27 protein-coding genes are annotated in these 26,576 nt (G+C 34.1%); all 27 read left to right on the forward strand.

The features are described from left to right. Positions 1–17: 17 nt before the first annotated feature. The 27 genes from NSA47_RS02990 (at position 18) to NSA47_RS03120 (ending at position 26,576) form a co-directional block, all read left to right on the forward strand. Positions 18–965: an aldo/keto reductase gene (locus NSA47_RS02990; protein WP_257529417.1), complete on the forward strand. Its 948-nt coding sequence runs from the start codon at positions 18–20 to the stop codon at positions 963–965. Positions 966–978: 13 nt separating this feature from the next. Beyond that, positions 979–1,389 carry a Holliday junction resolvase RuvX gene (gene ruvX / locus NSA47_RS02995; protein ID WP_257529686.1) on the forward strand — a complete coding sequence of 137 codons (411 nt, stop codon included), beginning with the start codon at positions 979–981 and terminating at the stop codon, positions 1,387–1,389. 82 nt (positions 1,390–1,471) lie between these two features. Next, a complete protein-coding gene (locus NSA47_RS03000; RefSeq protein ID WP_257529418.1) occupies positions 1,472–1,726 on the forward strand; it encodes a DUF1292 domain-containing protein in 255 nt (84 codons plus the stop codon). Between the two features lie 80 nt (positions 1,727–1,806). Next, complete coding sequence (locus tag NSA47_RS03005; RefSeq protein ID WP_257529419.1) at positions 1,807–3,210, forward strand: aspartate aminotransferase family protein; 1,404 nt, start codon at positions 1,807–1,809, stop codon at positions 3,208–3,210. A gap of 11 nt (positions 3,211–3,221) precedes the next feature. Next, on the forward strand, positions 3,222–3,935 hold the full coding sequence (sfsA, locus tag NSA47_RS03010; RefSeq protein WP_257529420.1) for a DNA/RNA nuclease SfsA: 714 nt from the start codon (positions 3,222–3,224) through the stop codon (positions 3,933–3,935). A gap of 374 nt (positions 3,936–4,309) precedes the next feature. After that, entirely contained in the window at positions 4,310–4,750 is a 441-nt protein-coding gene (locus tag NSA47_RS03015; RefSeq protein ID WP_257529421.1) for a Fur family transcriptional regulator, read from the forward strand. 201 nt (positions 4,751–4,951) lie between these two features. Next, positions 4,952–6,088, forward strand: a complete 1,137-nt coding sequence (locus NSA47_RS03020; protein ID WP_257529422.1) for a metallophosphoesterase family protein — start codon at positions 4,952–4,954, stop codon at positions 6,086–6,088. A 2-nt stretch (positions 6,089–6,090) separates the two neighbouring features. Next, entirely contained in the window at positions 6,091–8,013 is a 1,923-nt protein-coding gene (locus tag NSA47_RS03025) for an ATP-binding protein (RefSeq protein ID WP_257529423.1), read from the forward strand. A gap of 53 nt (positions 8,014–8,066) precedes the next feature. Next, positions 8,067–9,734, forward strand: a complete 1,668-nt coding sequence (locus NSA47_RS03030) for a ribonuclease J (protein ID WP_257529424.1) — start codon at positions 8,067–8,069, stop codon at positions 9,732–9,734. A gap of 221 nt (positions 9,735–9,955) precedes the next feature. Then, positions 9,956–10,735 (forward strand): class I SAM-dependent methyltransferase, encoded by a 780-nt coding sequence (locus NSA47_RS03035; RefSeq protein ID WP_257529425.1) that lies wholly within the window; start codon positions 9,956–9,958, stop codon positions 10,733–10,735. A gap of 201 nt (positions 10,736–10,936) precedes the next feature. Continuing rightward, the gene (locus tag NSA47_RS03040; RefSeq protein WP_257529426.1) at positions 10,937–11,641 is read left to right on the forward strand and encodes an MBL fold metallo-hydrolase; all 705 of its coding nucleotides are present in this window, start codon (positions 10,937–10,939) and stop codon (positions 11,639–11,641) included. 59 nt (positions 11,642–11,700) lie between these two features. Beyond that, entirely contained in the window at positions 11,701–12,210 is a 510-nt protein-coding gene (locus NSA47_RS03045) for an HNH endonuclease (RefSeq protein WP_257529427.1), read from the forward strand. Between the two features lie 142 nt (positions 12,211–12,352). Beyond that, complete coding sequence (locus NSA47_RS03050) at positions 12,353–13,333, forward strand: hypothetical protein (protein WP_257529428.1); 981 nt, start codon at positions 12,353–12,355, stop codon at positions 13,331–13,333. Positions 13,334–13,752: 419 nt separating this feature from the next. After that, positions 13,753–14,823 (forward strand): endolytic transglycosylase MltG, encoded by a 1,071-nt coding sequence (mltG, locus tag NSA47_RS03055; RefSeq protein WP_257529429.1) that lies wholly within the window; start codon positions 13,753–13,755, stop codon positions 14,821–14,823. Between the two features lie 86 nt (positions 14,824–14,909). Then, positions 14,910–15,557, forward strand: coding sequence for an O-methyltransferase (locus tag NSA47_RS03060; RefSeq protein ID WP_257529430.1), 648 nt, complete (start codon positions 14,910–14,912; stop codon positions 15,555–15,557). A gap of 5 nt (positions 15,558–15,562) precedes the next feature. After that, positions 15,563–16,795: a peptidase U32 family protein gene (locus NSA47_RS03065; protein WP_257529431.1), complete on the forward strand. Its 1,233-nt coding sequence runs from the start codon at positions 15,563–15,565 to the stop codon at positions 16,793–16,795. Between the two features lie 67 nt (positions 16,796–16,862). Next, positions 16,863–18,380, forward strand: a complete 1,518-nt coding sequence (locus tag NSA47_RS03070; RefSeq protein ID WP_257529432.1) for a peptidoglycan D,D-transpeptidase FtsI family protein — start codon at positions 16,863–16,865, stop codon at positions 18,378–18,380. 72 nt (positions 18,381–18,452) lie between these two features. Continuing rightward, the gene (gene sigK / locus NSA47_RS03075) at positions 18,453–19,163 is read left to right on the forward strand and encodes an RNA polymerase sporulation sigma factor SigK (RefSeq protein ID WP_257529433.1); all 711 of its coding nucleotides are present in this window, start codon (positions 18,453–18,455) and stop codon (positions 19,161–19,163) included. A gap of 60 nt (positions 19,164–19,223) precedes the next feature. Continuing rightward, positions 19,224–19,748: a YqeG family HAD IIIA-type phosphatase gene (locus tag NSA47_RS03080; protein WP_257529434.1), complete on the forward strand. Its 525-nt coding sequence runs from the start codon at positions 19,224–19,226 to the stop codon at positions 19,746–19,748. A 171-nt stretch (positions 19,749–19,919) separates the two neighbouring features. Further along, positions 19,920–21,605 carry a GspE/PulE family protein gene (locus NSA47_RS03085; RefSeq protein ID WP_257529435.1) on the forward strand — a complete coding sequence of 562 codons (1,686 nt, stop codon included), beginning with the start codon at positions 19,920–19,922 and terminating at the stop codon, positions 21,603–21,605. Between the two features lie 11 nt (positions 21,606–21,616). Continuing rightward, positions 21,617–22,672, forward strand: a complete 1,056-nt coding sequence (locus NSA47_RS03090) for a type IV pilus twitching motility protein PilT (protein WP_257529436.1) — start codon at positions 21,617–21,619, stop codon at positions 22,670–22,672. Between the two features lie 8 nt (positions 22,673–22,680). After that, positions 22,681–23,895, forward strand: coding sequence for a type II secretion system F family protein (locus NSA47_RS03095; RefSeq protein ID WP_257529437.1), 1,215 nt, complete (start codon positions 22,681–22,683; stop codon positions 23,893–23,895). Positions 23,896–24,011: 116 nt separating this feature from the next. Then, positions 24,012–24,374: a competence type IV pilus major pilin ComGC gene (locus NSA47_RS03100; RefSeq protein WP_257529438.1), complete on the forward strand. Its 363-nt coding sequence runs from the start codon at positions 24,012–24,014 to the stop codon at positions 24,372–24,374. A gap of 78 nt (positions 24,375–24,452) precedes the next feature. Continuing rightward, positions 24,453–25,196, forward strand: coding sequence for a prepilin peptidase (locus NSA47_RS03105; protein ID WP_257529439.1), 744 nt, complete (start codon positions 24,453–24,455; stop codon positions 25,194–25,196). 13 nt (positions 25,197–25,209) lie between these two features. Further along, on the forward strand, positions 25,210–25,686 hold the full coding sequence (locus NSA47_RS03110) for a prepilin-type N-terminal cleavage/methylation domain-containing protein (protein WP_257529440.1): 477 nt from the start codon (positions 25,210–25,212) through the stop codon (positions 25,684–25,686). Next, positions 25,679–26,071, forward strand: coding sequence for a type IV pilus modification PilV family protein (locus NSA47_RS03115; RefSeq protein WP_257529441.1), 393 nt, complete (start codon positions 25,679–25,681; stop codon positions 26,069–26,071). The genes NSA47_RS03110 and NSA47_RS03115 overlap by 8 nt, the downstream gene beginning before the upstream one ends. Next, on the forward strand, positions 26,046–26,576 hold the full coding sequence (locus NSA47_RS03120) for a hypothetical protein (protein WP_257529442.1): 531 nt from the start codon (positions 26,046–26,048) through the stop codon (positions 26,574–26,576). The genes NSA47_RS03115 and NSA47_RS03120 overlap by 26 nt, the downstream gene beginning before the upstream one ends.

A 26,576-nucleotide genomic window follows, 5' to 3' on the forward strand; every position in this document is an offset into this window, starting at 1 on the left:
GATTGTGAGGAGTAGAAATGGAATATAATGAATTAGGGAAAACAGGGATGAAGGTATCTAAGTTATGCTTTGGCGGCCTGACAGTAGGTCCTCTACAGGCCAATTTATCTCCGGAAGAAGGAGGGAAGATAATTGCTAGGGCAATGGAAGAAGGGGTCAATTTTATTGATACGGCAGATTTATATCATACCTATTTTCACATAAAAAAAGCTATGGAATATAGTAAAAAAGAATTAATTATATCAACAAAATCCTATGATTATGAGAAGTCAGGAGCAGAAAAGAACTTCCTAAAGGCACTAAATCAGCTAGGCAGAGACTATATCGATATTTTTATGCTCCATGAGCAAGAGAGTCTATTGACTATCCAAGGGCATTGGGAGGCTATGGAATATTTCATAGGGCAGAAGGATAAGGGAAACATCAGAGCAGTGGGAATATCTACCCATAGAGTAGAAGCAGTATATGCAGCTGCCGATATACCAGAGCTAGATATTATTCATCCTATTATTAATATCAATGGAATAGGTATAGACGATGGTAGTCGTGAAGATATGGAAGAGGCAATTGCCTATGCAAAGGGAAAAGGAAAAGGAATTTATGGTATGAAACCCCTAGGAGGGGGAAATTTGCTTCATAATATCGAAAAATGCTTTGATTATATACTAGGCTTAGACACCTTAGATTCTATTGCTGTGGGAATGCAAAGTGAGGAAGAGGTACTCTATAATGTACATCGTTTTAATGGACAAGCAATCCCTAGTTGGATAAAAAATAATATTGATAAGAAACCAAGAAAATTATTGGTGGATTTTTGGTGTGAGGGTTGCGGCAACTGTGAAAGAAAGTGTACCCATGATGCCATAAAAGTAGTAGATGGAAAAGCCCAAGTGGATAGAGAAAAATGTGTACTATGTGGTTATTGTGGAGCCTATTGTCCACAGTTTTGTATAAAAGTTATCTAGGGAGGAAGATATGATAAGAATACTAGGTTTGGATGTAGGGACAAAAACAATTGGGGTAGCCGTCAGTGATTTACTGGGTATTACGGCACAAGGAGTTACTACAATTTATAGAGAAAGTCTAGAAAAAGATCTAGACCAAATTAAAGATTATATTGATGAATATGATGTTAAAACTGTAGTTGTTGGACTACCAAAAAACATGAATGGTACCCTAGGTCCCCAAGGACAAAAAGTCCAAGATTTTACAAACTTTTTAAAAAAGAGGATTAAGCCTGATATCCTTTATTGGGATGAACGTTTAACCACTGTAGCTGCAGAGCGTACATTGATATCGGCAGATGTCAGTAGAAAAAAAAGAAAGCAAGTTATTGATAAACTTGCCGCTGTTTACATTCTTCAAAGTTATTTAGATTCTTTATCATAAAAATTTATTGACTTTGTGTATATTGACAGGAAGATTTTACTATAATAAAATACAGATACTAAAGAAATGGTGGTGAAGAAACGTGGAAAATCAGGATAATATCATTGCCCTAAAAGATGAAAATGGTAATGAAGTAGAATTTGAAGTCATTGCGACTTTGAATGTTAATGAAAATGATTATGCAATTCTACTGCCTTTAGAGGAAGAAGAGGAAGAGATAGCCTACATCTTTAGAATAGATAAAGATGATCATGGAGAAGAATTATTGGTACCAGTAGAGGACGATGAAGAATTTGAATTAGTGCAAGAGGCATATGAAAGTTTAATGGAAGATTAAGAAAAAGATAAAAAGGCATATCCTAGATATGCTTTTTCCCTTTATATATGAGAATAATAATAATAAGGAGGTTTTGAATCATGGGAGATAGAACAATGATGAAAAAAATGATTAGTGTGGATAAGGCATTGACAATGGATAGAGGGGAAGTCTATAAATTGTATAAAAATCATGCCAATAGTAGTTTAGCAAATTTACTTTCCCTATTGGATATGAATCGCAACTATGTTAGAGCGCAAGAATGTAAAGTTTGGGATGAAGATGGAAATGAATATCTGGATATCCTTGCAGGATATGGATCATTAAATCTAGGCCATAATCCCTTTGAAATCATAGAGGCACTAGAAAAAGTAAAAAACTTACCAAATATTCTGCAATCCACTACCCCCCCTATGGCCGCCGCCGCCGCTGCAAATTTGGCCCTTATTGCTCCTGGAAATTTAAGTGCAGTTTCATTTTGCAATAGTGGTGCCGAGGCAGTGGAAGGGGCAATAAAGCTTGCCAAAATCGCAACAGGGAAAGACAAAATAGCTTTTTGTCAACATTCTTTCCATGGCAAAACTATGGGAGCACTAGGAGTAATGGGAGAAGAAAAATATAGAAAACCTTTTGGTTCAACTATGCCCAATACCTATGGTGTGTCCTTTGGTAGCATAGAGGAATTGGAAAAAGTATTACAGTTTAAGGATGTAGCAGCCTTTATTCTTGAACCTATTCAGGGCGAAGGTGGTATAGTACTTCCACCAGAAGGATATTTGCAGGCGGTTAGAGATCTTTGTAACCAATATGATTGTCTTTTAATATTTGATGAAATACAGACTGGTCTAGGTAGGACAGGCAAAATGTTTGCCTGTGAACATTATAATGTGGTTCCAGATATAATGTGTATTGCCAAATCTCTAAGTGGTGGTATCATGCCTATTGGTGCAGTAATTACAACGGAAAACCTTTGGAAAAAAGCCTATGGAGGTATAGAAAATTGCCTTCTACACACTTCAACCTTTGGAGGCAATACTTGGTCTACCACTGCAGCTACTGCAACCATAGAAATGTTACTTTCCAAGGATATTATTGAGCAGGTAGAGGAAAAGGGGAAATATATATTAGATAAACTCTCTAAATTAAAAGAAGAGAACCCTATAATCAGGGATGTTAGGGGACTAGGCTTATTAATAGGGATTGAATTTGAGGAAAAGCAAAAAGGCATTACCAACAAAATAACCGGTGGAAAAATGAATCAGATATCTGAAAATTATATGGGCTCTATGATTGTTGGTGAGTTGTTAAATAAGCATAATATTATATCTGCCTATACTTTAAATAACCCAAATGTAGTGCGTTTTGAACCACCTCTTACGATTAGTTATGAAGATATTGACTATGCTCTTTCAGCTATTGAAAGTGTTTGTAAGGATAATGGATCCTTTTTAAAACTAGGATTGTCAACAGTAAAAACGGCAGCCAAATCCATAATACATCGTTAAGGAAAAGAGAAATGGAATTATTTGAAAACAACAGAGTAGAGGGAAAATTTATTAAAAGAGTAAATAGATTTATTGCTGAAGTGGAGATTAGCGGGGAAGTACATAAAGTACACGTTCCCAATACAGGAAGAATGAAAGAATTATTAACAGGAGGGGCAAGGGTATTGTTAAAATACCACCCAGCCCCTCATAAAAAGACAGCTTATAGTTTAATATCCGTGGAAAAAGACGGGATTCTAGTATGCATTGACTCTAGAATAGCAAATCAAATTTATTTTGAATATCTCTCTGATCATAAGGAAGACGATTTCCCCCGTATAGAGCAATTGAAAAGAGAAGTAGGTTATGGAAATAGTCGTTTTGATATAGGATTTATCCAGGACAAAAAAAGGGTGCTTATAGAAATAAAAAGTGTTAACCTGGTACAGGATTCTATAGCCCTTTTTCCTGATGCACCTACTACACGAGGAACCAAACATGTAAAAGAGTTGACAAGGGCTAAAAACCATGGTATTGAAACAGGAGTGGTATTCATTATACAGAGAAATGATGCTTCAAGCTTTATGCCCTATTGGGGAATGGATAAAGACTTTTCTAAAGCTCTTCAGGAGGCCTACCAACAAGGAGTATGGGTCAAAGCTTATCGATGCTTAGTACAAGAAAAGGATATAAAAATAGAGCAAGAAGTGTCTATTGATTTTAACAAAATGGATAATGCTTATTGACAAATAAATGAATATATTAAATCTCCCCGTTGATATATTTTTTATATATTATTGATAATGAAAATCAATATAGATGACTTAGTAGAGTAGCTATTTGTTATAAAAAATATGGAAATGCTTATAGTTTAGATATCCCTGGGGTTTATGGGGGATCTAAACTATTTTTATGAATTAAGTTGTTTAGTGTAGACCTTGTAAAGGTCGTAGCTTTTTCTTTTATTTATTTTTGTATATGTTTTATTGGGAATGGGAATATTTACAACAGGAGTTGATTTAAAAAGATAAATGAATGAAATAGTCTTCTTGACAGTTAATGGATAAAAGTGTAAACTAATAATTGAAAAGAGTTATTAAATGAAAAAGCAGGTGATTACTTGTTTGAATATAATGATATTAAAGAGGAGTTAAGAAAAAAAGGATATAAGTTAACGCCCCAAAGAAGAAATACATTAAATGTGATTTTAGAGCGGGACGGAGAACATCTTAGCACCGAAGAAATATATGAATATGTGAAAAAAGAATGTCCAGAAATTGGTTTGGCAACCGTATATAGAACATTACAATTATTTGAAGATATTGGTCTTCTTCATAAACATAATTTTGATGATGGCTGTAATCGTTATGAATTAGCAGATCCAAAGCAAGATCATCAACACCATCATCTCATATGTCTTTCCTGCGGCAAGGTAAGTGAAGTGGAAGGGGATTTGTTGGAAGAATTAGAACAAGAAATACAGACAAAAAAAGGATTTCAGATTACGAATCATACCTTAAAATTTTTTGGTTATTGCAAGGATTGCAAGAAAAAGCAATAATCCTGCAGATGGCTGCAGGATTATTTTTTATGATATAGTAAAGTTCGTCTTGCGAGTAGAGGATCAAACTTTCCTATATTACTAGAACGGCGCTAGCTGCTTTCTTGTGAAGTAGAAAAGTTCATTTTGCTCGTTAGAAACCAAATTTTTCTGTATCGCAAGGCTGAGGATGGCTGCTATCTAGTTAAAGGGGAGAGGATATTGCGTAAGATAAAGATTTTACATACGGCAGATTTGCATTTAGATAATGGATTTACAGCTTCTGCTCTTCCAAGGGATATCATTCAAGAGAGAAAAAAAGATTTATTAGAGATTTTTGATAAAATTATTGAAGTAGCCAAGGTGGAAAAGGTGGATCTATTGTTCATTGCGGGAGATTTATTTGAACAGCGCCTGGTAAAATTACAGACTATACAATATGTAAATTATCAGTTATCTACCCTTGAAAACACTCGGGTATTTATCTTACCAGGGAATCATGATCCTTATCATCTTGTATATTATTACAAAAGTTTTCCATGGAATTTTAATATTACTATTTTTACTCCAGAATATCAAAAGGTGCACTTAAAAGACATAGGGGTATGGATTCATGGAATGGGTTATGGTTATCAAGAAGAAAAAAGACCTCTCTTAGAAACGATACAATGTGAAGATACGGAAGAAATTAATATATTGCTGTTACATGGTAGTGATGTGACCAATAGTCCATCAAAACAGTCCAAGTATTTGCCTTTTAATGAAGATGATTTATACAATAGTGGCTTTGATTATATAGCCCTAGGACATTATCATAAATTTATGATATATAAAAATGCCTATGGAAACCCAATAGCTGCATATCCAGGAAGTCCGGAACCTCTTGGATTTGATGAAAAAGGAATGCATGGAATAATCTTAGGAGAGATTTCCAAAGGCCACAATATCATTAATGTCTTGCCAATGGCTAAAAGAAGTTATCACCAAATGGAAGTAAATATATCCGACTGTGCCCATATAGAGGAAATTAAAGAAAAAATAATACAGAAAATCAATCCCTTATCTCCCGAAATAAGCTTATTTCATATTGTACTAAAAGGTGATTTTACTTGGGAAAAGGGGTTAAATATAGAGTTTTTAAAGAAACAATTTTACCAACTATGTTATTATATTCAGATTGAAGATCAGACAGATCCTTCTTACGATGTAGATAGCCTGATTCATGAAAACACCTTAGTTTCAGCATATATTCTAGAAATACAAAGGGAATTAAGGGAAGAAAAGGATGAAAAAAGGAGAAAAATACTCAAGAAAGCACTTTCGATGGGTATTGAAGCTTTAAAAGGTGGGGGATATTAACCATGAAAATTCGTGCGGCACACATCCAAGGCTTTGGAAAGTTTATGGATGAGACCTTTAATTTTTCCCCAGGCCTTAATATTATTTTTGGGAATAATGAAGCAGGAAAAACTACTTTAAGAAATTTTCTTTTTCATATGCTCTATGGTCAAAAAAAATATGGAGTCAAGAAAAGAATATATTTGCCAGTTCAAGAATTATACTCTCCATGGAATCATTATACCTATCAAGGGATTTTGCGATATACCTTGGGCGATACTTCCTATAGTATTGAAAGAAATTTCCATAGCGATTTTGAAGAGGTGCGTGTCTTCAAGGAAGACAGGGGAGAAGATATTAGTACATTATTTCCTACAGATATACGCAAAGAATTGCAATTTATGAAGGAACAAATAGGATTAAGTGAGAGAGCATTTAAAAATACTGTTCTTATCGAACAAAATGAAATGGTAGGACTTTTATATCAAAATAAGGAGAATATCTTTGAGGAATTAGTAGGAAAAGTTGTCTATAGTATAGAGGGAGAGAAAGGTCAAAAGACCATTAGAGACATTATAGGAAGCCTTGAAAAGGATAAGAAGGAGATAGGTACTCCCAAAAATAAAAGAAGTCTTTTAGGCATCGCCTACGAAAATTTAAGGAAGATGGGCGAAAAAAAATATAATATAGAAAATGAAAGGGAAAGCTATTATCAAGACCAGGAATTCTTAATAGAAATAGTTGAACAAGAAAAAAGATTAGAAATAAAAGAACAAAAACTTTATTTAAATAAAGAGTATTTAGAAAGCCAAAACCTAAGAGATAAAATAAAAACTATTGAAGAAATTTTATATGAAAAACAGGAGTTAGAAAAATATATAAATAGAAACTTTCCCTTTAGTATTCAACAAAGTTCCTTAGAAAAAATTCAAAGAGAGAGGGAAAAAAATCACCACATCAATAGGAAATTCACCCTATTATGCGGGGCTTTTATAGGCATAGGAATTTTGTTTGCCCTATGGTGGTTGATATTCCCCTATCCAATACTACAACTCCCTTTAGTTTTGCTCAGTATCCTATTAGGTGCATGGGGTTTGCTAAGAAAAGAAAATCTGAATAAAAAATCAAAGGCATTATTTGAACAGTTGGATAAGGTAAATCAATATCAAGATGCTCTAAAGGAACTCCAACGCTTGCAAGAAAGACTAAAAGAAGAAACTAAGGAATATTCCTTCGAGGATTTAAAAAATAAGATGAAGGCCTTAGAAGTGAATAGGGAAACAAACTTTATTCCTTCATGTAGAGATTTATATTCTATAGAATTAGAACTAGAAGAAATTCAAAAGCAGAAGAAAGACTTATTGGAAGAAAGAGTCTACTTAGAGGTAAAGATTAAAAATTCCAAATGGAATCCTATGACATTGGAAGAGGTAGAAGAAGAAATATTTGCTATTGAAAAGAAGATTAAGGAAATGGAAGATAATATCCAGGCAATTGACATAACTATTTCAACTTTTGAAAAACTAGAAAATGATGAAAAGACGAGATGGCTACCCTCTATAACAAAACAAATCCAGGAAACCATCTATAAAATAACGAAAAAATATCATATTATTAAAATAGATGAACAATATAAAATAAAGACGGTAGATCCCTACAGTGGAAGACTCATTTCTATTGATGAGTTGAGTTGGGGAACCTTTTGTCAGTTTTATTTTGCCATGAGAATGAGTCTAGTACAGCTATTATCCCCAAAACCTATTTGTCTTCCTATGATTTTAGATGAACCATTTATCTATTTTGATGATGAACGATTTGAAGAAAGTATGAAATTATTAAAAGATCTATCTAAGCAGCATCAAATTATTATATTGACAAGCCAATATAGAGAAAAACAATATGTAGATCAAAACAATTATCAATATGAATATATTGAACTGAAATAAAGTGGTGAAACACCAATTTTATAAATAGACGTAAACTGAAAGGAGGTTTAGCTTTGGCTAACCAGAAAGAAAAATTAAAAGTAATACCCCTAGGAGGACTAGGTGAGATTGGAAAAAACATTACAATCTTTGAATACAAAAATGATATTATCATCGTGGATTGTGGTTTGAGTTTTCCCGATGAAGAAATGTATGGTATTGATTTGGTCATACCGGATTTCACTTATTTAATAAAAAATAAAAATAGGGTAAAAAGTGTAGTATTGACTCATGGACATGAAGACCATATTGGAGCATTACCCTACCTTTTAAAAGAGGTTAATGTGCCGGTTTACGGTACAAGGCTGACTTTAGGTCTTTTAGAAAATAAACTAAAAGAACATGGGTTATTAAGAAGTAGCGATTTAAGAATTGTGAAACCCAAAGATGAAGTTCAAATGGGAGGATTTAAAGTTGAATTTATTCGAACAGGACATAGTATTGCAGATAGCGTAGCTTTAGCAATAAAATGTGAAGTAGCAACAGTTGTACACACCGGTGATTTTAAAATAGATTATACACCTATAGATGAACAGGTGATTGACCTACACCGATTTGCAGAGTTGGGTCAGGAAGGGATTACTCTTCTTATTGCAGATAGCACCAATGTGGAAAGGCCCGGCTATTCTGTATCCGAAAGCACTGTAGGAAGAACATTTTTTGACTTGTTTCAGGGAGTGGATAGTAGAATCATTGTGGCAACCTTTGCATCGAATGTCCATCGGGTACAACAGGTAATCAATGCAGCTGTACATTATGGACGTAAAGTAGCAGTTAGTGGAAGGAGTATGGTCAATGTAGTCTCAGTAGCTTCAGAATTAGGTTATTTAAACATCCCTGAGGGTACCTTAATCGATGTAAATGACATAGGAAAATACGCAGAGAGTGAAATTGTCATTATCACAACCGGTAGTCAGGGAGAGCCAATGTCAGGGCTAAGTAGAATGTCCATTTCGGAACACAGAAAGATAGAAATCTCCAAAGGAGATCTTGTCATCATTTCTGCAACGCCCATACCTGGTAATGAAAAAACAGTTGCCCAAGTGATTAATCAATTGTTTAAATTAGGGGCTAATGTAGTGTATGAAAAATTAGCGGAAGTTCATGTATCAGGTCATGCCTGCCAAGAAGAATTAAAGCTTATTCATACATTGGTAAAACCAAAATTCTTTTTACCAGCCCATGGTGAATTCAGAATGTTAATGCAGCATGCTATGCTAGCTCAAAATTTGGGTATGCCTAAGGAAAATACCTTTGTCTCTGAAACGGGTGCAATACTAGAAATAGATCATGAATCTGCAAAAATAACTGGACGAATTCCTGCAGGGCAAACTCTAGTAGATGGCTTAGGTGTAGGAGATGTAGGCAATATCGTTCTTAGAGATCGTAAACATTTATCCCAAGACGGCTTGATTATTGTAGTGGTTACTTTAAATAAAGATAAGGGCGGAGTCGTGGCTGGACCAGATATTATATCCAGAGGTTTTGTGTATGTAAGAGAATCTGGTGACTTAATAGAAGAGGCCAAATCCGTTGTAAAAGATGCTTTATCAAAATGCCAGGAAAAACAAATTACTGAATGGTCTACAATAAAGAGTGCCATAAGAGATTCACTTCGTCAGTTCCTATATGAGCAAACCAAGAGAAAACCAATGATATTACCTATAATTATGGAAGTATAAAAAAATGAAAGCAGCCTGGCTGCTTTCATTTTTTATTAAGAAAAAATCCTGCATAGACTGTAGATTAAATCATCTTAAGGAGAAAAGAAAATTAAGTAATATAATATTAAGAACTTTAATTCACAGAATATGGTAATATTGTAGTAAGATGTAATGTCCATCAGCAGATAAATGTGGAATATTGCAAATAAACAGAAGGTTTAATATAAGGGGGAAAGCTTATGAACAAAATAGAGCAATGGTATGACGAAAAATATGATGAATGGGATAGACTAGAAAGGCATAAAGTTGAATTTGACATAACTAAAAGATATTTAGATGAATATATAACAGGTGAAAACTTAGAGATATTTGATATAGGAGGAGGTCCTGGTAGATATGCTATGTACTTAGCTGAAAAGGGACATAAGGTTTCTTTATTAGATTTATCCAAAAGAAATATTGAAGTAGCAAAAGAGAAGTCAGTAGAAAAAGGTATAATATTAGAAGATTATATCCATGGAAATGCTTTAGAACTAGATGAGTATGAGCAAAAATATGAAGTCATACTATTGATGGGTCCCTTATACCATTTAATAGATGAAAAGGATAGGAGAGCTTGTATCGAAGGAGCATTAAAACTATTAAAACCAAATGGCATTATAGTTGCTTCATTCATATCAAATTACGCACCTATACAAAACTACTTAAAAAACTTATATCCAATTGATTCTATTGATGAACTGCTTGTGTTTTTAGATGATGGAATAAGTGATGGCTATAAGGGATTTACACAAGCTTATTTTACTAGCCCAAAGGAAGCAAAGGAATTAATGAATCGTTTTGGGTTAAAAGAAATAATATTTGCTGGTGTTGAAAATATCCTTAATTATAAAGAAAAAGAAATCAATAGGTTGGAAGAAAAAGAGTATAAAAAATGGTTAGATATTTGTTATAAATTAAGTAAAGACAACAATGTAATCGGAACTAGTGAACACCTTTTATATATTGGACGAATATAAACCTATTTTGGATTTCATAAGTCACATATATCAAGGATTATGTGACGTGATAAAATAATTATAGGGGCAGTCTTGAAAAATTCCAACATAATAGTGGTATGAAGACGATTTTGGTGTGTTTTATAGACAACATGGGGAATTTATATAATGGTATAGTGGAAGTGTTAATAGAAAGGTTGAGATTGAAAGGAGTAAAAGTAAATGAAGGAAATAGTAATGTTAGATATTAAGTTTGAATATAAAAATGAAATACAAACCATTCATCCTGTTTTATTAATAGATAATAATGACATTATTTTAGTTGATTGTGGATATCCTAATTTTTTATCTTTACTAGAAGTTGAAATGAAGGCAAAGGGTATAAATCCTAGTTCATTGACGAAAGTATTGATTACCCATCATGATGATGATCACATGGGAGCATTATATGAAATTAAAGAAAAGTATCCACATATAAAGATAGTTTCAAGTGAAATAGAGAGTGAGTATATCTCGGGTAAAAGAAAATCACTTAGACTGTTACAAGCAGAGGAAATGTTAAAGTTTATGCCAGAAGCACAGAAACCATTTGGAATTGAATTCTGTGAAACTTTAAAAAAAGTTAAACCTGTCAATGTAGATATTACAGTTAAAGATGGAGATTATTTTGATTGGGCAGGAGGGTGTCAGGTAATATCTACTCCTGGGCATATGCCAGGCCATATTTCTCTATTTTTAACAGAGACTAATTCTATTGTAACAGGTGATGCAGCAGTTATAGAAGATGGTGAATTAGTAATTGCAAATCCACAATTTACACTTGACTTAAGTAGAGCCGAAAATTCATTAGAAAAGATTAAATCTATGAATGCAGATAATTATTATTGCTATCATGGAGGGAAATTAGTCAGAACCATAACTAAGTAATCTAATTCTAATCTACCTTAGAGCATAGTGGCAGATATTTTATTAAGGGAGAAAAATGTATGAGAAAGAATATTAAAACTAAAAAACAGGAGATTGTTGATTATTGGTTTTCTAGAGTTGATGAATGTGGTTTAAGTGTTGATGCTGCAGAAGCCCATGAGAGATGTTGGAGATGCGGATATAAAGTAGCACTTGAAAGATGTCACATCATACCAGATTCTTTAGGTGGAGAAGATACTCCTTCGAATTTAGTGTTGCTGTGCCATAGATGCCACATAGAGAATCCTAATGTTACTGACCCAGAAATAATGTGGGACTGGATTCGTGCATATGGAACACCTTTATATGATACATTTTGGATGTTACAGGGAATTAAAGAATATAAGACAATATATGGTATATCTTTTGAGGAAGATTTGAGAAAACAAAAAATAGGCAATATGGAAAGATTTAAAAGGTCATTTCAAGAAGAGATAGAAAAAACAACTTTTCATTATGGTCATCCTTACCTAAATGCCGCAACTATAGCAGGCGTTTTGAGAATAGTACTGAAAAAGCATATCAAATAGTATTGTGAAAATGATTATATTATCAATTTAGAAAAGAATAAATAACACATATTTTACGTATGTGCGTAGAAACGGGATGTCTACTTTAGAAAAGATGAAAATCATAATACTGAAAGCCGAACTATTTTAATGAGGTGATATCATGAGCAAATGGAAATTATATTGGGTGGCCTCGGACGGATTAGAAGATTGTTTTGTAGTTGCAAAAAATTCTAGAAGTGCTGGAAGAATTGAAAAAGATACGAATGGCTTTATTGATGAAGATATAGAAGTTACTAGAATCATGGATGTTCCCGATGAATATGAAGAAATTGCTAATAAAAAGTTTCGTAAGTGGTCAAAAGAGCAAAAATATAATGAACACTTGGATATTGATACTTTAATTGCATGGCCTTATTATGGAGAAGAATGGTTATTAGAAAAATTAGGTGTAGAGTACAGAACAATTGAAGAAGAACAAATCCTCATTAATGATTTTGTTATAACGTCTAGTCATATTTACTCAGTTGGACTTAAAGCGATGAAAGAAGTATATGAATTAACTGGTGAAAAATCTATTGATATATCAAATGTTAATTATGAAGAAATGAGAGAATCAATTGAACATATGCTTGGAGTTTGTATGACTACAATTCACAGAATAGAAAATTATATAACAAGTTCTTTTATTTTTGCTGTAGGTAATAAAAAGTATGGCAATTATACAATTAATGAGGCAACTCAGTTGTGGAGAGACAAACTTACTTTTGGGAAATTAATACAATTGATTGAAGAAAGATATGAAATTAATGAAGATGTTCGTAAATCATTGATTTTATTTTTAACACAAAGAAATAAGATTGCTCATGGTTTAACTAAAGATGAAAGATACGATATAGATACTATTTGGGGGCAAAAAGAAACGGCTGGATATTTAGCATTGTTTTTAAAAAATGCATGGATTTTAGAAGATATTTTTGAATCTGCATATATTACTACAATGTGTATTGGATTTCATCTTATGAAAGATGCAACAGAGAATCCAGAATTATTGAAGACTATTAGAAATTTTAAAAATGATCCTATTATAGCCGAAAGAATAAGTATTTTTGCTGAAGTATTTAAAATAAAAGATGACTCCTAATAGCCTATAGCTAGTATAGTATTTTTAAGATTACAATTTATTATAGTGATTAAAGTTGAAGTCTCACTTAGATTTGGGGTATATATACCTTGTGATTAAGATATGATTACCTTGCCACCAAGGGGATAATATCTACTTACGACATCATTATTGTCATCTCAAGGCACGTTGAGAGTATAATAAAGATGTTGTCCAGCAAACGTTGTTTTGGTGGCAGAATGATTATGCCTTAAACAAAATACAGTAACCAAGCGACGGTTTTGAAATCTAACAATCAAAGTCGTCGCTTCTCTTTGTTGAAAAAGGAGGTTGTGGTAGGCGTGATAAATGCGCCCTCTTCTTATTTTTTTGATTTGCATAAAGGCCTATATGAGTATATAATTAGTTCAGAACATAGGAAAATATAGGGGTGTGATAGATTGAACCAAATATATACGAAAAAAAAGAACAAAAAAACGCCTATCTTTGGCTCATGGATTACATTACTCATTTTAGTTGTAGTTATTATAGGAGGGGCAATCCTTTATTATCATAGCTTGATAGGCCCCGTAACCACCAACGGCGAGGAAAAAATAATAGAGATACCCCAAGGCTATTCTATGGAAAAAATTGCTACCCTATTGGAAAAGGAAGGTATAATAAAAAATAAATTTGCCTTTCAAGCAGCAGTATTTCTTGAGAACAAACGGGGTAAATTACAATCAGGAACTTATGCATTAAATAGTTCTGCCTCCACTAAGGAAATTATTCATAGGATTTCTAATGGAGAGGTGATTAGCCACTCAGTAAAAGTTACTATTCCCGAAGGCTATGAGTTATCAATGATTGCTGAGAGATTAGAAGAAAAAGGTCTTACAACAAAGGAAAAATTCTTGGAGGCCGCTCAGCAAATAGATCAATACAACTATTCTTTTTTGAAGGAAATTCCTAAGGATAGAAAACAACCTCTAGAGGGCTATCTATTTCCTGATACCTATGAATTTTCAAAAGATATCTCTGAGGAAAAGATTATTGAGACCATGTTAAATAGATTCAATAGAGCATTTAAGGATGAATATTATGAGCGAGCCCAAGAATTGGACATGTCTACAGACGATATTATTATCATGGCCTCTTTGGTAGAGAGAGAGGCACGGCAGGAGGAAGAAAGAGCTCTGATTGCAGGGGTGTATTATAATCGTCTAGAGATAAACATGTTGCTCCAATGTGATGCCACGGTACAATATGCTCTAGAAGATAGAAAGTCTAGATTACTCTATTCAGATTTAAAAATAGATTCTCCTTATAATACTTATAAGTATCCGGGTTTACCCATAGGCCCTATATCTTCTGTAGGAGAAGCTTCCCTAAAAGCCGCATTGTATCCAGAAAACAGTCCATATCTATATTATGTGGCTCAAAGTAATGGTAGTCATATTTTTAGTAAAACTTTGGATGAGCATAACCGTGCTAAACAGCAAGTTGCAAATTCTAAAAAATCTAATGAATAAAAGGAATACGTGGGGGAAATTACCACGTATTCCTTTTGTCCAAGATTAGAGGATATAATTACCGTAAGATTTAAAGGAGTGATTAAGTGAACAATATTAATCAAGATTATATAGAAAAATATATTGGTGAACTTCTGCCAAGGCCTATTCCTTTTATTCAGGAATTAGAAGAATATGCTCAGAAACATAATGTTCCCATTGTCCAGCCCGAAGTAGCTCAACTCTTAACGCTTATACTAAAGATTCAAAAATCTAAAAATATACTAGAGGTGGGGACAGCTATTGGATACTCAGCCATAGTCTTTTCAAAGGCCATGGGGGAGGATAGCCATATCCTTACTATTGAAAGAGATCCAGAAATGGTTTCTTTGGCAAAGGAGAATATAAAAAAATCTGGCTTAGAAGATAAGATAGAAGTTTTAGAAGGACAGGCAGAGGATATTTTCCCTAAAATAGATGGAGCCTTTGATTGTATTTTTTTGGATGCTGCTAAAGGGCACTATATGGATTTCATATCTAAAAGTCTAAAATTATTAAAAAAAGATGGACTATTAATTTCTGATAATGTACTATTTAGAGGTATGGTGGCAACAGATGCTTTGGTTAAACGTAGAAAGATTACTATCGTAAAGCGCATGAGAAAATATTTAGAATATATTTCTAATCATCCCCAGCTTCATACCAGTATTATTCCTATTGGAGATGGGGTAGCATTGAGTATAAAAAAGGAGTGAGATAAATGAAGGTGCCAGAATTATTAGCCCCAGCGGGCAATCTAGAAAAACTAAAAATAGCTCTGACCTATGGTGCTGATGCAGTATACTTAGCAGGCAAGGCTTATGGTTTAAGAGCAGCAGCAGGTAATTTTTCCTTAGAAGAAATGGAAGAAGGAGTACGCTTTGCTCATGAAAGAGGAAAAAAAGTATATGTCACATTAAACATTATTCCCCATAATGGAGATTTAAAGGGCTTAGACCAATATATTCAAAATATTGATAGAATAGGTGTGGATGCTGTAATTGTTGCAGATCCTGGTATTTTGACGATTGTAAAGGAGAATGCTCCAGGCTTATCAGTAGCCCTTAGCACCCAAGCCAATAACACCAATTGGAAAAGTGCCATCTTTTGGCATAATGCTGGAGTAAATAGAATTGTCCTAGCTCGAGAATTGTCATTAAAAGAAATTAAAACCATAGTAGAAAATACTCCAGATACCCTGGAAATTGAGGGCTTTATTCATGGAGCTATGTGCATCTCTTATTCAGGAAGGTGTTTATTAAGTAACTATATGGCTAACAGGGATTCAAACAGGGGAGCATGTGCACACCCTTGCCGCTGGCAATATCATTTGGTGGAAGAAAAAAGACCAGGTGAATACTACCCAGTATATGAAGATGAAAGAGGAACTTATATCTTTAATTCCAAAGATCTATGTATGATTGAACATATTCCCGACCTTATTAATGCTGGAATAACCAGCTTTAAAATTGAAGGTAGAATGAAAAGTTTATACTACGTTGCTACAGTAGTGTCTATTTATAGAAAAGCTATTGATGCTTATATCAAAGATCCAGAGACCTTTGAATTTGATCCTACATGGTTAGAAGAATTAGCTAAGGCAAGTCATAGGGAATATACTACGGGTTTTTACTTTACTAGACCTGGTGATAAAGAGCAACTGTATGAAACCAGCACCTATATTCGAAACTATGATTTTGCTGGTTTGGTAATAGATTATAATGAGGATACTGGTGTTGCTACTATCGAGCAAAGAAATAGAATGGAAATTGGAGATCAGATTGAGGTAATGGGGCCCTATAGAGACTTTTTCTCTCAAGAAATTACAGAAATGACGGATGAAGAAAATAATCCCATTGACTCCGCTCCTCATGCTCAACAGATCATAAAAATCAAAATGGACCATCCGGTAAAACCATTGGATATCCTTAGAAAACAAAAAGAGAAAATCTAATTTTAATGGAGCATAACCTCTCTGTATGTGGTAAATAATATACCTATACCATACAGGGGGGGTTTTTATGTTGATGAAAAATTATTTCAACAATAGAGTAAAATTTTTAGGACTCATGCTTAGTATTTTTATGTTTGTTTTAATAGGTAGGCTTTATAATTTATCCATAATGCATAGTGCAGATTATACTTCTAGGGTAGAACGTCAATTACAAAGAGAGATGGAAATATATTATCCTAGGGGGAAGATCTTAGATCGCAATAGCATACCATTTACAGGGAAAAACTTTATAAGGGAAGACCTAACTCTCCCTTCTAATATAGAAAAAGATATTCTGGCTTCCCATGTTATAGGGCAATTGCAATATCAATATAAAAATAATACCGTAAATGGATTAAAGGGTGTATCAGGAATTCAAAAACTATTTGATCAGGAGCTCAATGGAGGACTCCCAATAAAAATTACTCAATACAAAGATGGATGGGGTCAAAAAATATCTGAGGATAATTATTATGTATATGGTGATCATGTAAACCAAGGAAAAAATGTTAGACTAACATTGGATTATCATATTCAAAAAAACATCGAAGAGGCTATGGAATCTTTTTTGAAAGATAATCATTCTATAGAGCAAAACAATAAGTTACCTGGAATAGCCATAACGGTAATGGATATTGAAAATGGCGAAGTATTAGGTATGGCATCCATGGGGGACCAGAACAACAAATCATTACATTCTTTTCCTGTAGGATCGGTTTTAAAAACCCTTGTGGCTGCTAAAGCTTTGGAAGAAGGTGTAGTAGATTTGGAGGAGGAGTTTATATGTAACGGCACTATTATGATTGAAGGGATAGAAAAACATTGTCATAAGACTGAGGGGCATGGAAATATTACCTTTAAAGAAGCCTTTGCTCAGTCTTGTAACTCGGTATTTTTTGAAGTAGCCCACAGACTTACTGAATATAATCCCAATGGCACTATTAAAGGAAATAAAATAATAGATTTAGCTAAAGAATTTGGATTTTCCCCCTATAGTGAAAAAAAGAAAGATTCTTTTGTACTGGCGGATAAATACTCCTGCAATACTTTACCCGATAGCATAACCGGGCAAATGGATATCTTTAATTTGGCCTTAGGTCAGGGGGTCATAGAGGCGAATCCTCTTATGACCACTAAAATAATGGCTACCATTGCTAATGAAGGTATATTTAATGAACCCACAATGTTAATGGATGTATCAGATTCAGAGGGGGAAGTCATTAAGTCCTTTGAAAAGGCAGAAGGCAAAAAAATATTTGAAGAGGATATTAATAGACAATTACAAACCCTATTAGAAGAAGTATCTATTTCAGGAACTGCTAAAAATTATAATCTTGTAGAACTTGGTGGAATAGCAGGGAAAACTGGAACTGCACAAGGGGGTCAAATACAACCACATTCATGGTTTGCAGGATATTTCCCTGTAGGTAAACCAAAGTATGCAATGACTGTATTTATCGAAAATGGTGGCAGTGGTAGTCAAGTAGCTGTTCCCCTTTTTCAAGAAGCAGCAGAGAAAATTTTAAAATTGGGACAGAGAAATTAAAATAATATAGGCACAATATACCCTCCAGTAACATACTATTATAATGACATAATATTTTGGGGGTGTATTTTTATGTTGCCAGCTGCATTTGTTGGTATTGCAACATTATTAAATAATCTGTATTTCCTAATTGGCTATGTAAGCAATAGTAATTCTTTTCCCCAGCCTTTATCACGGGAGGACGAAAGAAAATATCTTCTCCTTTATCATCAAGGAGATGAAAAAGCAAGAAATATTCTAGTAGAACACAATTTACGTTTAGTTGCACACATTGTAAAAAAATACCATAACATTGGTAAGGATATTGATGATCTTATCTCTATTGGTACAATTGGACTTATTAAAGGAATATCCACTTATAACATGGATAAAGGAACAAAACTAGCCACTTATGCTGCACGATGTATAGAAAATGAAATTCTTATGACCATAAGGTCTGAACAAAAAATTAAAAATGAGATATCTTTACAAGACCCCATAGGAATAGATAAAGAGGGCAATGAAATTACACTGATAGATATTCTTGGAAGTGACTCTGATCAAGTATTTGATTTAGTAGAATTAAAAATTGAGGCTGCCAAATTGTATAAGCTTATGGAGAAAGTTCTAAAACATAGAGAAAAAATTATTCTAGAAATGAGATATGGCTTAATCAATGGTGTAAATAAAACCCAGAGAGAAATAGCAAAGATGCTTGGTATTTCAAGATCATATGTATCAAGAATTGAAAAAAGAGCTATAAAAAAATTAAGTAAAGAATTTTTAGCAAGCAGCTGTCGTTGAGGCAGCTGCTTATTTTGTGAAATATGCTATAATAAAGAAAAAATAGGAAGTGATAATTTGTTGGCGAATTTAAAACCTAATATGATGTTAGATTCCATTTTTCAATTGGATTTTCAAGATTTAAAAAGCAGAAATATAAAAGGTTTATTGGTGGATTTAGATAATACCTTAGTAGAATGGGATAAAAAAAAAGCGGATGAAAGACTTATACAATGGTTTTATCAAGTAAAGGAAGAAGGATTTTCTATATGTATTATTTCCAACAACACAGAGGATAGGGTAGTGGAGTTTAAAGAAGATTTGGATTTGCCTGCTATACACAAGGCCCTAAAACCACTTACAAGGGCATTTCGCAAGGGTGTGAAAATCCTAGGACTTAAAAAAGAACAAGTAGCCGTTATAGGAGATCAAATTTTTACCGATGTATTGGGAGGCAATCGAGCAGGATTATTTACCATATTAGTAAAACCAATAGGCAATCAGGAGTTTTGGTGGACCACTTTTGTAAGGCGAATAGAAAAAAGATTATTAAAAAGATTGCTTAATCCTGAGGAAGTAATTATCAGAACAAACGAGGATAAATAAAGATAAAAATAGATTATACAAGAGAATAAAAATAGGCAAGGATGAATGAGTGTGAAAACCCTCAAAAAAGAGCATTGAATTCTTTTATTTTAGAGGATTTATAGGAGATTTGTAGAAATGTTACTAATAAAAATCTTAAATTAATAATTTTCGTAGAGGGGGGTGATAGCGATGGTCAATAAAAAGAAAATTGGAGATTTATTAATAGAAAGTGGAAAGCTCACAAAAGTCCAATTAAATAGGGTATTAGATATCCAAAGAAAAAACGGAAAAAAACTAGGAACTATTCTTGTTGAGGAGAGGATTATTAACGAGGAGGATGTTCTAAAGACTATAGAAATCCAAATGGGATTAAATCGGGTGGACTTTAGTTCTGTATTTATTGATGAAAGGGCAGTCAAGACCATTCCTTATATACTAGGGAAGAGACATCATGTTATCCCTATTTATTTTAAAGGTGACCATTCCTTAGTGGTGGCTATGAATGATCCTTTAGATCTTATTGCCCTAGATGATTTGCAATTAGTAACAGGGAAGAGCATTGTACCTGTTATTGCCAGTAGCAATGAAATTAGTAGATTACTTGAAAAATATTTTAATAAAGAAGATGCCCAAAAAGCTGCTAAGGAATTTAGTGAGGATTCTGCTTTAATCAGGGAAGAAAATTTAGAGCAACAGGTTTATAATGAAGTAAATAATGCGCCGGTGGTACGTTTGGTGAATTCCATTATTGAGCAAGGTGTTAGGAATAATGCCAGTGATATACATATAGAGGCCTTTGAGGATAGAGTTAGGATAAGAATGAGAGTGGATGGGGTTTTACATGAAATAATGAAGGTGGATAAACGCACCCACAATGCTATAGTTAGTCGATTGAAGATAATAAGTGATTTAAATATTGCAGAGAAACGGCTGCCACAGGATGGTGCTGTAGTTGTCCATGTGGATAATAGAGATATTGATTTAAGAATTTCAGTTTTACCCACTATTTTTGGCGAGAAGATAGTGATTAGAATTTTAGACCAAATGCAGTTCTTTATCTCCAAGGATAATTTAGGCTTTACTCCAAAAGAACTAGAACTGGTGGAAAAAATGATTAAAAGCCCCAAGGGGATTATATTGGTTACTGGACCCACAGGGAGTGGGAAATCCTCTACTCTTTATACCCTACTCAAGGAACTAAATACAGAGACTGATAACATTGTTACTGTCGAAGATCCAGTGGAATATAAGTTGGATGGAGTAAATCAAATACAGGTCAATCCAAAGGCAGGATTAACTTTTGTCACATCTTTAAGATCTATATTAAGACAAGATCCAGATATTATTATGATTGGGGAAATAAGAGACGTAGAAACTGCTGAAATAGCTATTCGGGCTTCTATTACAGGGCATCTCGTTTTAAGTACCATCCATACCAATGATGCCATATCTACGATTAATAGGTTAATAGATATGGGGATTCCCCCCTATTTGATTTCAACATCTTTGACGGGCGTTATATCTCAACGATTGGTAAGGAAAGTGTGTACAAAATGCAAAACATCATATTTAGCTTCAGAGATGGAAAAGGAAATCTTAAATATTCCCAAGGAAGAAAATTTTACCTTGTATAAGGGGAAAGGTTGCGGTGTTTGTAATTATACAGGTTATAAGGGTAGAATTGCTATACATGAGGTGCTAAAAATAGGAAAAGATCATAGAGAGATGATTGTTGGAAGAAAAAGTGGCGATTACTTAAGGGACTTTTCTATAGAACAGGGAATGGTAACCCTGGCTCAAAATGCAATTCAATTAGTAACACAAGGATTAACCACTGTTGAAGAAGTGGTTAAAATTGTATTCTTAGAGGATTAGGGGGAAGGAATTTGGAAATTCTTCAATTATTGGAAAGCACAATAAATCAAAAGGCTTCTGATTTACATATCACCACAGGAGTTCCTCCTGTTATGCGTATTGATGGCGCTTTAAAAAGAATAGGAGAAAATAGACTTACCCCCGAAAACACCATGAAAAGTATCGATGCAATAATGAATGATACACAAAAAAAACAATTGGAAAAACTGGGACAGGTAGATTTTTCCTATTCATTGCATGGTGTAGGGCGTTTTAGAGTAAATGCCTATCGACAAAGGGGAAGTTATGCCATTGCTTTTCGACTCATTCCCACCAGCATACCAACTTTGGAACAATTAAATCTACCTCAAGGTTTAGGGGATTTGACTGAAAGGAATAGAGGGCTAATTTTAGTGACGGGTCCTACAGGGAGTGGGAAATCTACCACTTTGGCTGCATTAATTGATATGATTAACCACAATAAAAGCAAACATATCTTAACACTAGAGGATCCTATAGAATATTTACACCGACATAAAAGCAGTATTGTAAATCAGCGCGAGATTGGACAGGATTTTTATAGTTATCCTGAGGCCTTAAGGGCGGCCCTGCGCCAGGATCCCGATGTGATCCTTATTGGAGAAATGAGGGATTTAGAAACCATATCGATAGCCTTGACTGCCGCAGAGACGGGACACCTTGTGTTATCAACCTTACATACTATAGGCGCTGCCAAAACCATGGACAGAATAATTGATGCGTTTCCACCCCACCAACAACAGCAGATAAAAATCCAATTGTCTACGGTTATTCAAGGGGTAATCTCCCAACAGCTGTTAAAAAGGAAAAATCAATCGGGTAGGGTTGCAGCTTTGGAAGTGATGAAGGCTACTCCTGCTATTCGAAATATTATTAGAGAAGGCAAAACCTTTCAAATACAATCCTCTATTCAAACTGGTGGACGAGCAGGAATGATTACCATGGATAATTATCTTACAAACTTGTATAACCAAGGACAAATAAGTAAAGAAGATGCGATATTATATTCAATCGATCAAGAAACCATGAAAAATAGATTTCGCATTTAGTAAGGAGGATGAACAAAATTCCCAAGTTTGAATATGTAGCTAAAGACAATAGGGGCAAAACCAATGAAGGGGTTTTAGAAGCAGCCACTTTAAAGGATGCCGCATTTATATTGAGAAATAATAGTTTCTATCCTATTGAAATAACACCTCAGAATATAAATAAATCCAAAGAATTATTTGCACGCAAGGAAATCAAGACCAGGGATCTGGCTATATTTTGCAGACAGTTTGCCACTACCTTAAAATCGGGGATCCCTGTGGTGGATAGTTTGGATATTATTCATAAACAAATAGAAAATAAGAAACTTGCAAAAATCATTGCAGAGGTATATGAATATATACAAAAGGGTTATCCAGTATCAGAGGCCCTGGCTGACCATCCAAAGGCATTTCCTCCACTGCTGGTGAATATGGTGGAGACAGGAGAGATTAGCGGTACTCTGGATGTGGTGATGGAGAGAATGGCAATCCATTATGAAAAAGAGAATAAAACACACCAGAAAATACAAGCTGCTATAACTTATCCTATAGTAGTATTTGTGGTGGCCATACTGGTAGTGGTATTTCTTTTGACCTTTGTCATGCCTACCTTTGTAGGAATGTTTGACAACATGGGAGCGGAATTACCCTTAGCTACCAGGGTACTCATGTTTATAAGCAGTGGGTTAAGTAGATTTTGGTACATTTTCGGTTTGCTCATCCTCTTTTCACAGTATATATTGCATAAATACATGAAGACTCCCCAAGGAAAATATAATATAGACAAACTTTTACTGAAAATACCTATTTGGGGCAAGGTACAAAACAAAGTTATTGTATCCCGTTTTACCCGTACTATGAGTGTATTGCTAAGTAGTGGAGTTGATTTATTGCAAGCTCTAGATATCGTCAAACGGGTCATTGATAATGAGTTTATCCATAAAAAAATATGTGATATAGAAGAAGGCGTAAGTAGGGGGATAAGCTTAGCAGAACTCATCAGAAATACCTATATATTCCCACCCATGGTATATCAAATGATTAAAGTAGGAGAGGATTCAGGCAGTTTAGATTTTGTATTGGAAAAAACAGCAAATTTTTATGATGATGAGGTGGAGACAGCCATTAGTCAAATGACTACCATGATTGAGCCCATAATCATAGTATTTTTAGGGGGAATTGTAGGGTTTATGGTTTTAGCCATGCTTCTTCCCATGTTTGATATGTATAGTGCCATTGGATAAAAAATAATAAAGACGACCAAGGACATATATGGAAAAAAACTTGATTATCTTCTATAGAGGAAGTAGAATTAAGTTGAATAATTTCACCATAAGAATTGAATAAGGGGGTACATAGAATGTTGAAAATTCGTAAAATGATGCAAAGACAGCAAGGTTTTACACTGATAGAACTTATTGTGGTTTTGGCTATATTGGGGGTGTTAGCTGCCTTAATTGTGCCTAAATTTACAAATACTACGAGTAAGGCTAAGGAAGTAGCTGTAGAGACCACCGTAAAAACTTTACAAAGTGCTGTGGAGTTATATTATTTGGATAATGATTCATATCCTAAGAGTATTTCTGATTTAGAGGAAGAATATATCGATGAAAACCCTAATAGCTCTGAAAATATTGAGAAATTTGGTGGCAAATTTGATATAAATAGTGAAGGGAAAGTTACTTTTACCAAAACTGAAGAGAGCAGTGGACAGTCGGAGTAATAGAATGAAGAAATATTTTACACATTTATAGATAAAAACTGCAAGAATGCTCTTGCAGTTTTTTTATAGGAGGAATATATGGTTTTACTTATTTTTATTTTGGGACTTATCATAGGAAGCTTTTTAAATGTATGTATTTATCGGATCCCTTTAGGCAAGTCCATAGCGTATCCACCATCAATCTGTGGGCATTGTCACACCAGACTTAAACCTTTAGATCTATTTCCTGTAATAAGTTGGATGTTTTTAAGAGGAAAATGTCGCTATTGTGGCGAATCCATAGATATTAGATATCCTTTTGTAGAACTATTTACAGGAATATTATTTTCTTTAACCTACTGGAAATATTCAATGCATTTTATACTTATTCCTTATCTTCTTGTAACGGCAGCTCTTATAGCAATCACTTTTATTGATATACACCATCACATCATACCCAATAGTATTAATTTATTTATTTTTGCAACTTTTTTTGTTTTCAATTTTTCCCTTAATTTTATCCCATGGAAAAATGCATTTTTAGGAGCATTAATAGGGGGAGGATTTTTGTTTATCCTTTTTCTTTTCACCGGTGGAGCGGGTATGGGTATGGGGGATGTGAAACTTGCTGGAGTTTTGGGTTTATATTTAGGCTGGACAAACATTATTTTGCTTCTTCTTTTGTCCTTTGTTTTAGGAGGCTTTTTCGGAATGCTACTTTTGGCTTTAAAAATCAAAAGTAGAAAAGATGCAATATCCTTTGGACCTTGGATAGCTATGGCTGCATTTATAACACTGCTCTTTGGCAATGACATAATAAGGTGGTATGTAAACTTATTATAAGGAGAACAAAACTGTGAAAAAGGAAAGCAGGGGCTTTACTCTTATTGAACTAATTGTCGTTTTTGCTATTCTGAGCATTGTCCTATCCATAGTGGCTGTGGGCATACCTACCTACCAGCGTTTTATAGATAAAAGTCAATTAAAAAATGAGACTAGGGCTATTTTGCAATCCATATTAAAAGCTCGGACAGAAGCCATTATGGACGGATATACTAGAAGAATCTATATTAATGATCAATCGGGTAGAATCTATATTAAAAGACTTTATTATCCTGGAGATCCCCCTGCGGAATACAGGGATCTAGCCCCGGGGATAAAAATCACCAGCAATACCTACCTAGGAAATTTAAACTTAGATTTAAAACCCATAGGTACAGTCAACGTAGGGGGCCATATTACTCTTAGGAGTCCTAAAGGGCAATACATGACTATTGTCGTGCAGATAGGCACAGGGAGGATATATATGAAAGAGGGAATGATTGATGATTAGGGAAAGAGGGGAAAATGGTGGATTTACCCTATTAGAAGTCTTGGTCTCTATTGCCTTAATTGGCATTACGGCAGTGGCCCTTATGGGTCTATTTACTGTTTCTCTCAATAACAATTTAGCCTCTAGGAAAAGTATAGAACATACTGTGTATATCAAAAACATCATGGAAGAATTGAAGCAGGAATTTACTGCTCTACCTCCGGGTAGCCGAGATATGCATAAATTAGTCCATAAAGCCAATGAAATACAAGCCCACTATCCCAAAAGCAATATAACTATAGGGCAAAAACATGAGGGGAAAAAGTTATATATTATCACAATAGAAATTATTGAAGCCAACAGAGGGGAGGGAGATAAACTTGTTTCCTATATTTACCTCCCTTAAAGTAAAGGCAAAAAAAGTAATCCGAAATGAAATGGGCATTACCCTCATTGAACTGCTTATAGTGCTAGCCCTATTAGGGTTAATAGGAGGGGGAGTGAAGGCTATGTTTTTTACCAGTATCCGCTCCTATGATGCAGCCAATGAGCAGATAGATAGTTATTCCAGTGGTCGATGGACATTTATGTTGATAGAACGTCAGATAAAGAGTTCTGATAAAATTTATCTTAAAAATAATATCGTGTATATACAAGACAAAGAAACTCCAAAGTATTATAATTATTATACTTTGGAAAATAAAAAAATAATGAAACATAAGGTATATGAGGAAAATTTAAGAACAATAGGTTCAGGTAGTACTTCCCAGTTAGCAGATAACATCAAGGAATTTGAGTTGAATCATATTGAAGAAAATGTGTTCCATATTAAGATTATTTCCCAAGTAAAGGATAAGGTCTTGGAATTATCTTCTAGGATTCGTGTGGGATCAAATATTATTGAGAGGTAA

The sequence above is a fragment of the Irregularibacter muris genome, from assembly GCF_024622505.1.
Lineage (GTDB): Bacteria > Bacillota > Clostridia > Eubacteriales > Garciellaceae > Irregularibacter > Irregularibacter muris.

Coding starts and splice junctions, on each gene's coding strand:
- NSA47_RS02990 (WP_257529417.1), top strand. CDS start 18: ATGGAATATAATGAATTAGGGAAAACAGGGATGAAGGTATCTAAGTTA.
- NSA47_RS03005 (WP_257529419.1), top strand. CDS start 1,807: ATGGGAGATAGAACAATGATGAAAAAAATGATTAGTGTGGATAAGGCA.
- sfsA (WP_257529420.1), top strand. CDS start 3,222: ATGGAATTATTTGAAAACAACAGAGTAGAGGGAAAATTTATTAAAAGA.
- NSA47_RS03025 (WP_257529423.1), top strand. CDS start 6,091: ATGAAAATTCGTGCGGCACACATCCAAGGCTTTGGAAAGTTTATGGAT.
- NSA47_RS03035 (WP_257529425.1), top strand. CDS start 9,956: ATGAACAAAATAGAGCAATGGTATGACGAAAAATATGATGAATGGGAT.
- NSA47_RS03040 (WP_257529426.1), top strand. CDS start 10,937: ATGAAGGAAATAGTAATGTTAGATATTAAGTTTGAATATAAAAATGAA.
- NSA47_RS03045 (WP_257529427.1), top strand. CDS start 11,701: ATGAGAAAGAATATTAAAACTAAAAAACAGGAGATTGTTGATTATTGG.
- NSA47_RS03050 (WP_257529428.1), top strand. CDS start 12,353: ATGAGCAAATGGAAATTATATTGGGTGGCCTCGGACGGATTAGAAGAT.
- NSA47_RS03065 (WP_257529431.1), top strand. CDS start 15,563: ATGAAGGTGCCAGAATTATTAGCCCCAGCGGGCAATCTAGAAAAACTA.
- NSA47_RS03070 (WP_257529432.1), top strand. CDS start 16,863: ATGTTGATGAAAAATTATTTCAACAATAGAGTAAAATTTTTAGGACTC.
- sigK (WP_257529433.1), top strand. CDS start 18,453: ATGTTGCCAGCTGCATTTGTTGGTATTGCAACATTATTAAATAATCTG.
- NSA47_RS03085 (WP_257529435.1), top strand. CDS start 19,920: ATGGTCAATAAAAAGAAAATTGGAGATTTATTAATAGAAAGTGGAAAG.
- NSA47_RS03095 (WP_257529437.1), top strand. CDS start 22,681: ATGAACAAAATTCCCAAGTTTGAATATGTAGCTAAAGACAATAGGGGC.
- NSA47_RS03100 (WP_257529438.1), top strand. CDS start 24,012: ATGTTGAAAATTCGTAAAATGATGCAAAGACAGCAAGGTTTTACACTG.
- NSA47_RS03105 (WP_257529439.1), top strand. CDS start 24,453: ATGGTTTTACTTATTTTTATTTTGGGACTTATCATAGGAAGCTTTTTA.
- NSA47_RS03115 (WP_257529441.1), top strand. CDS start 25,679: ATGATTAGGGAAAGAGGGGAAAATGGTGGATTTACCCTATTAGAAGTC.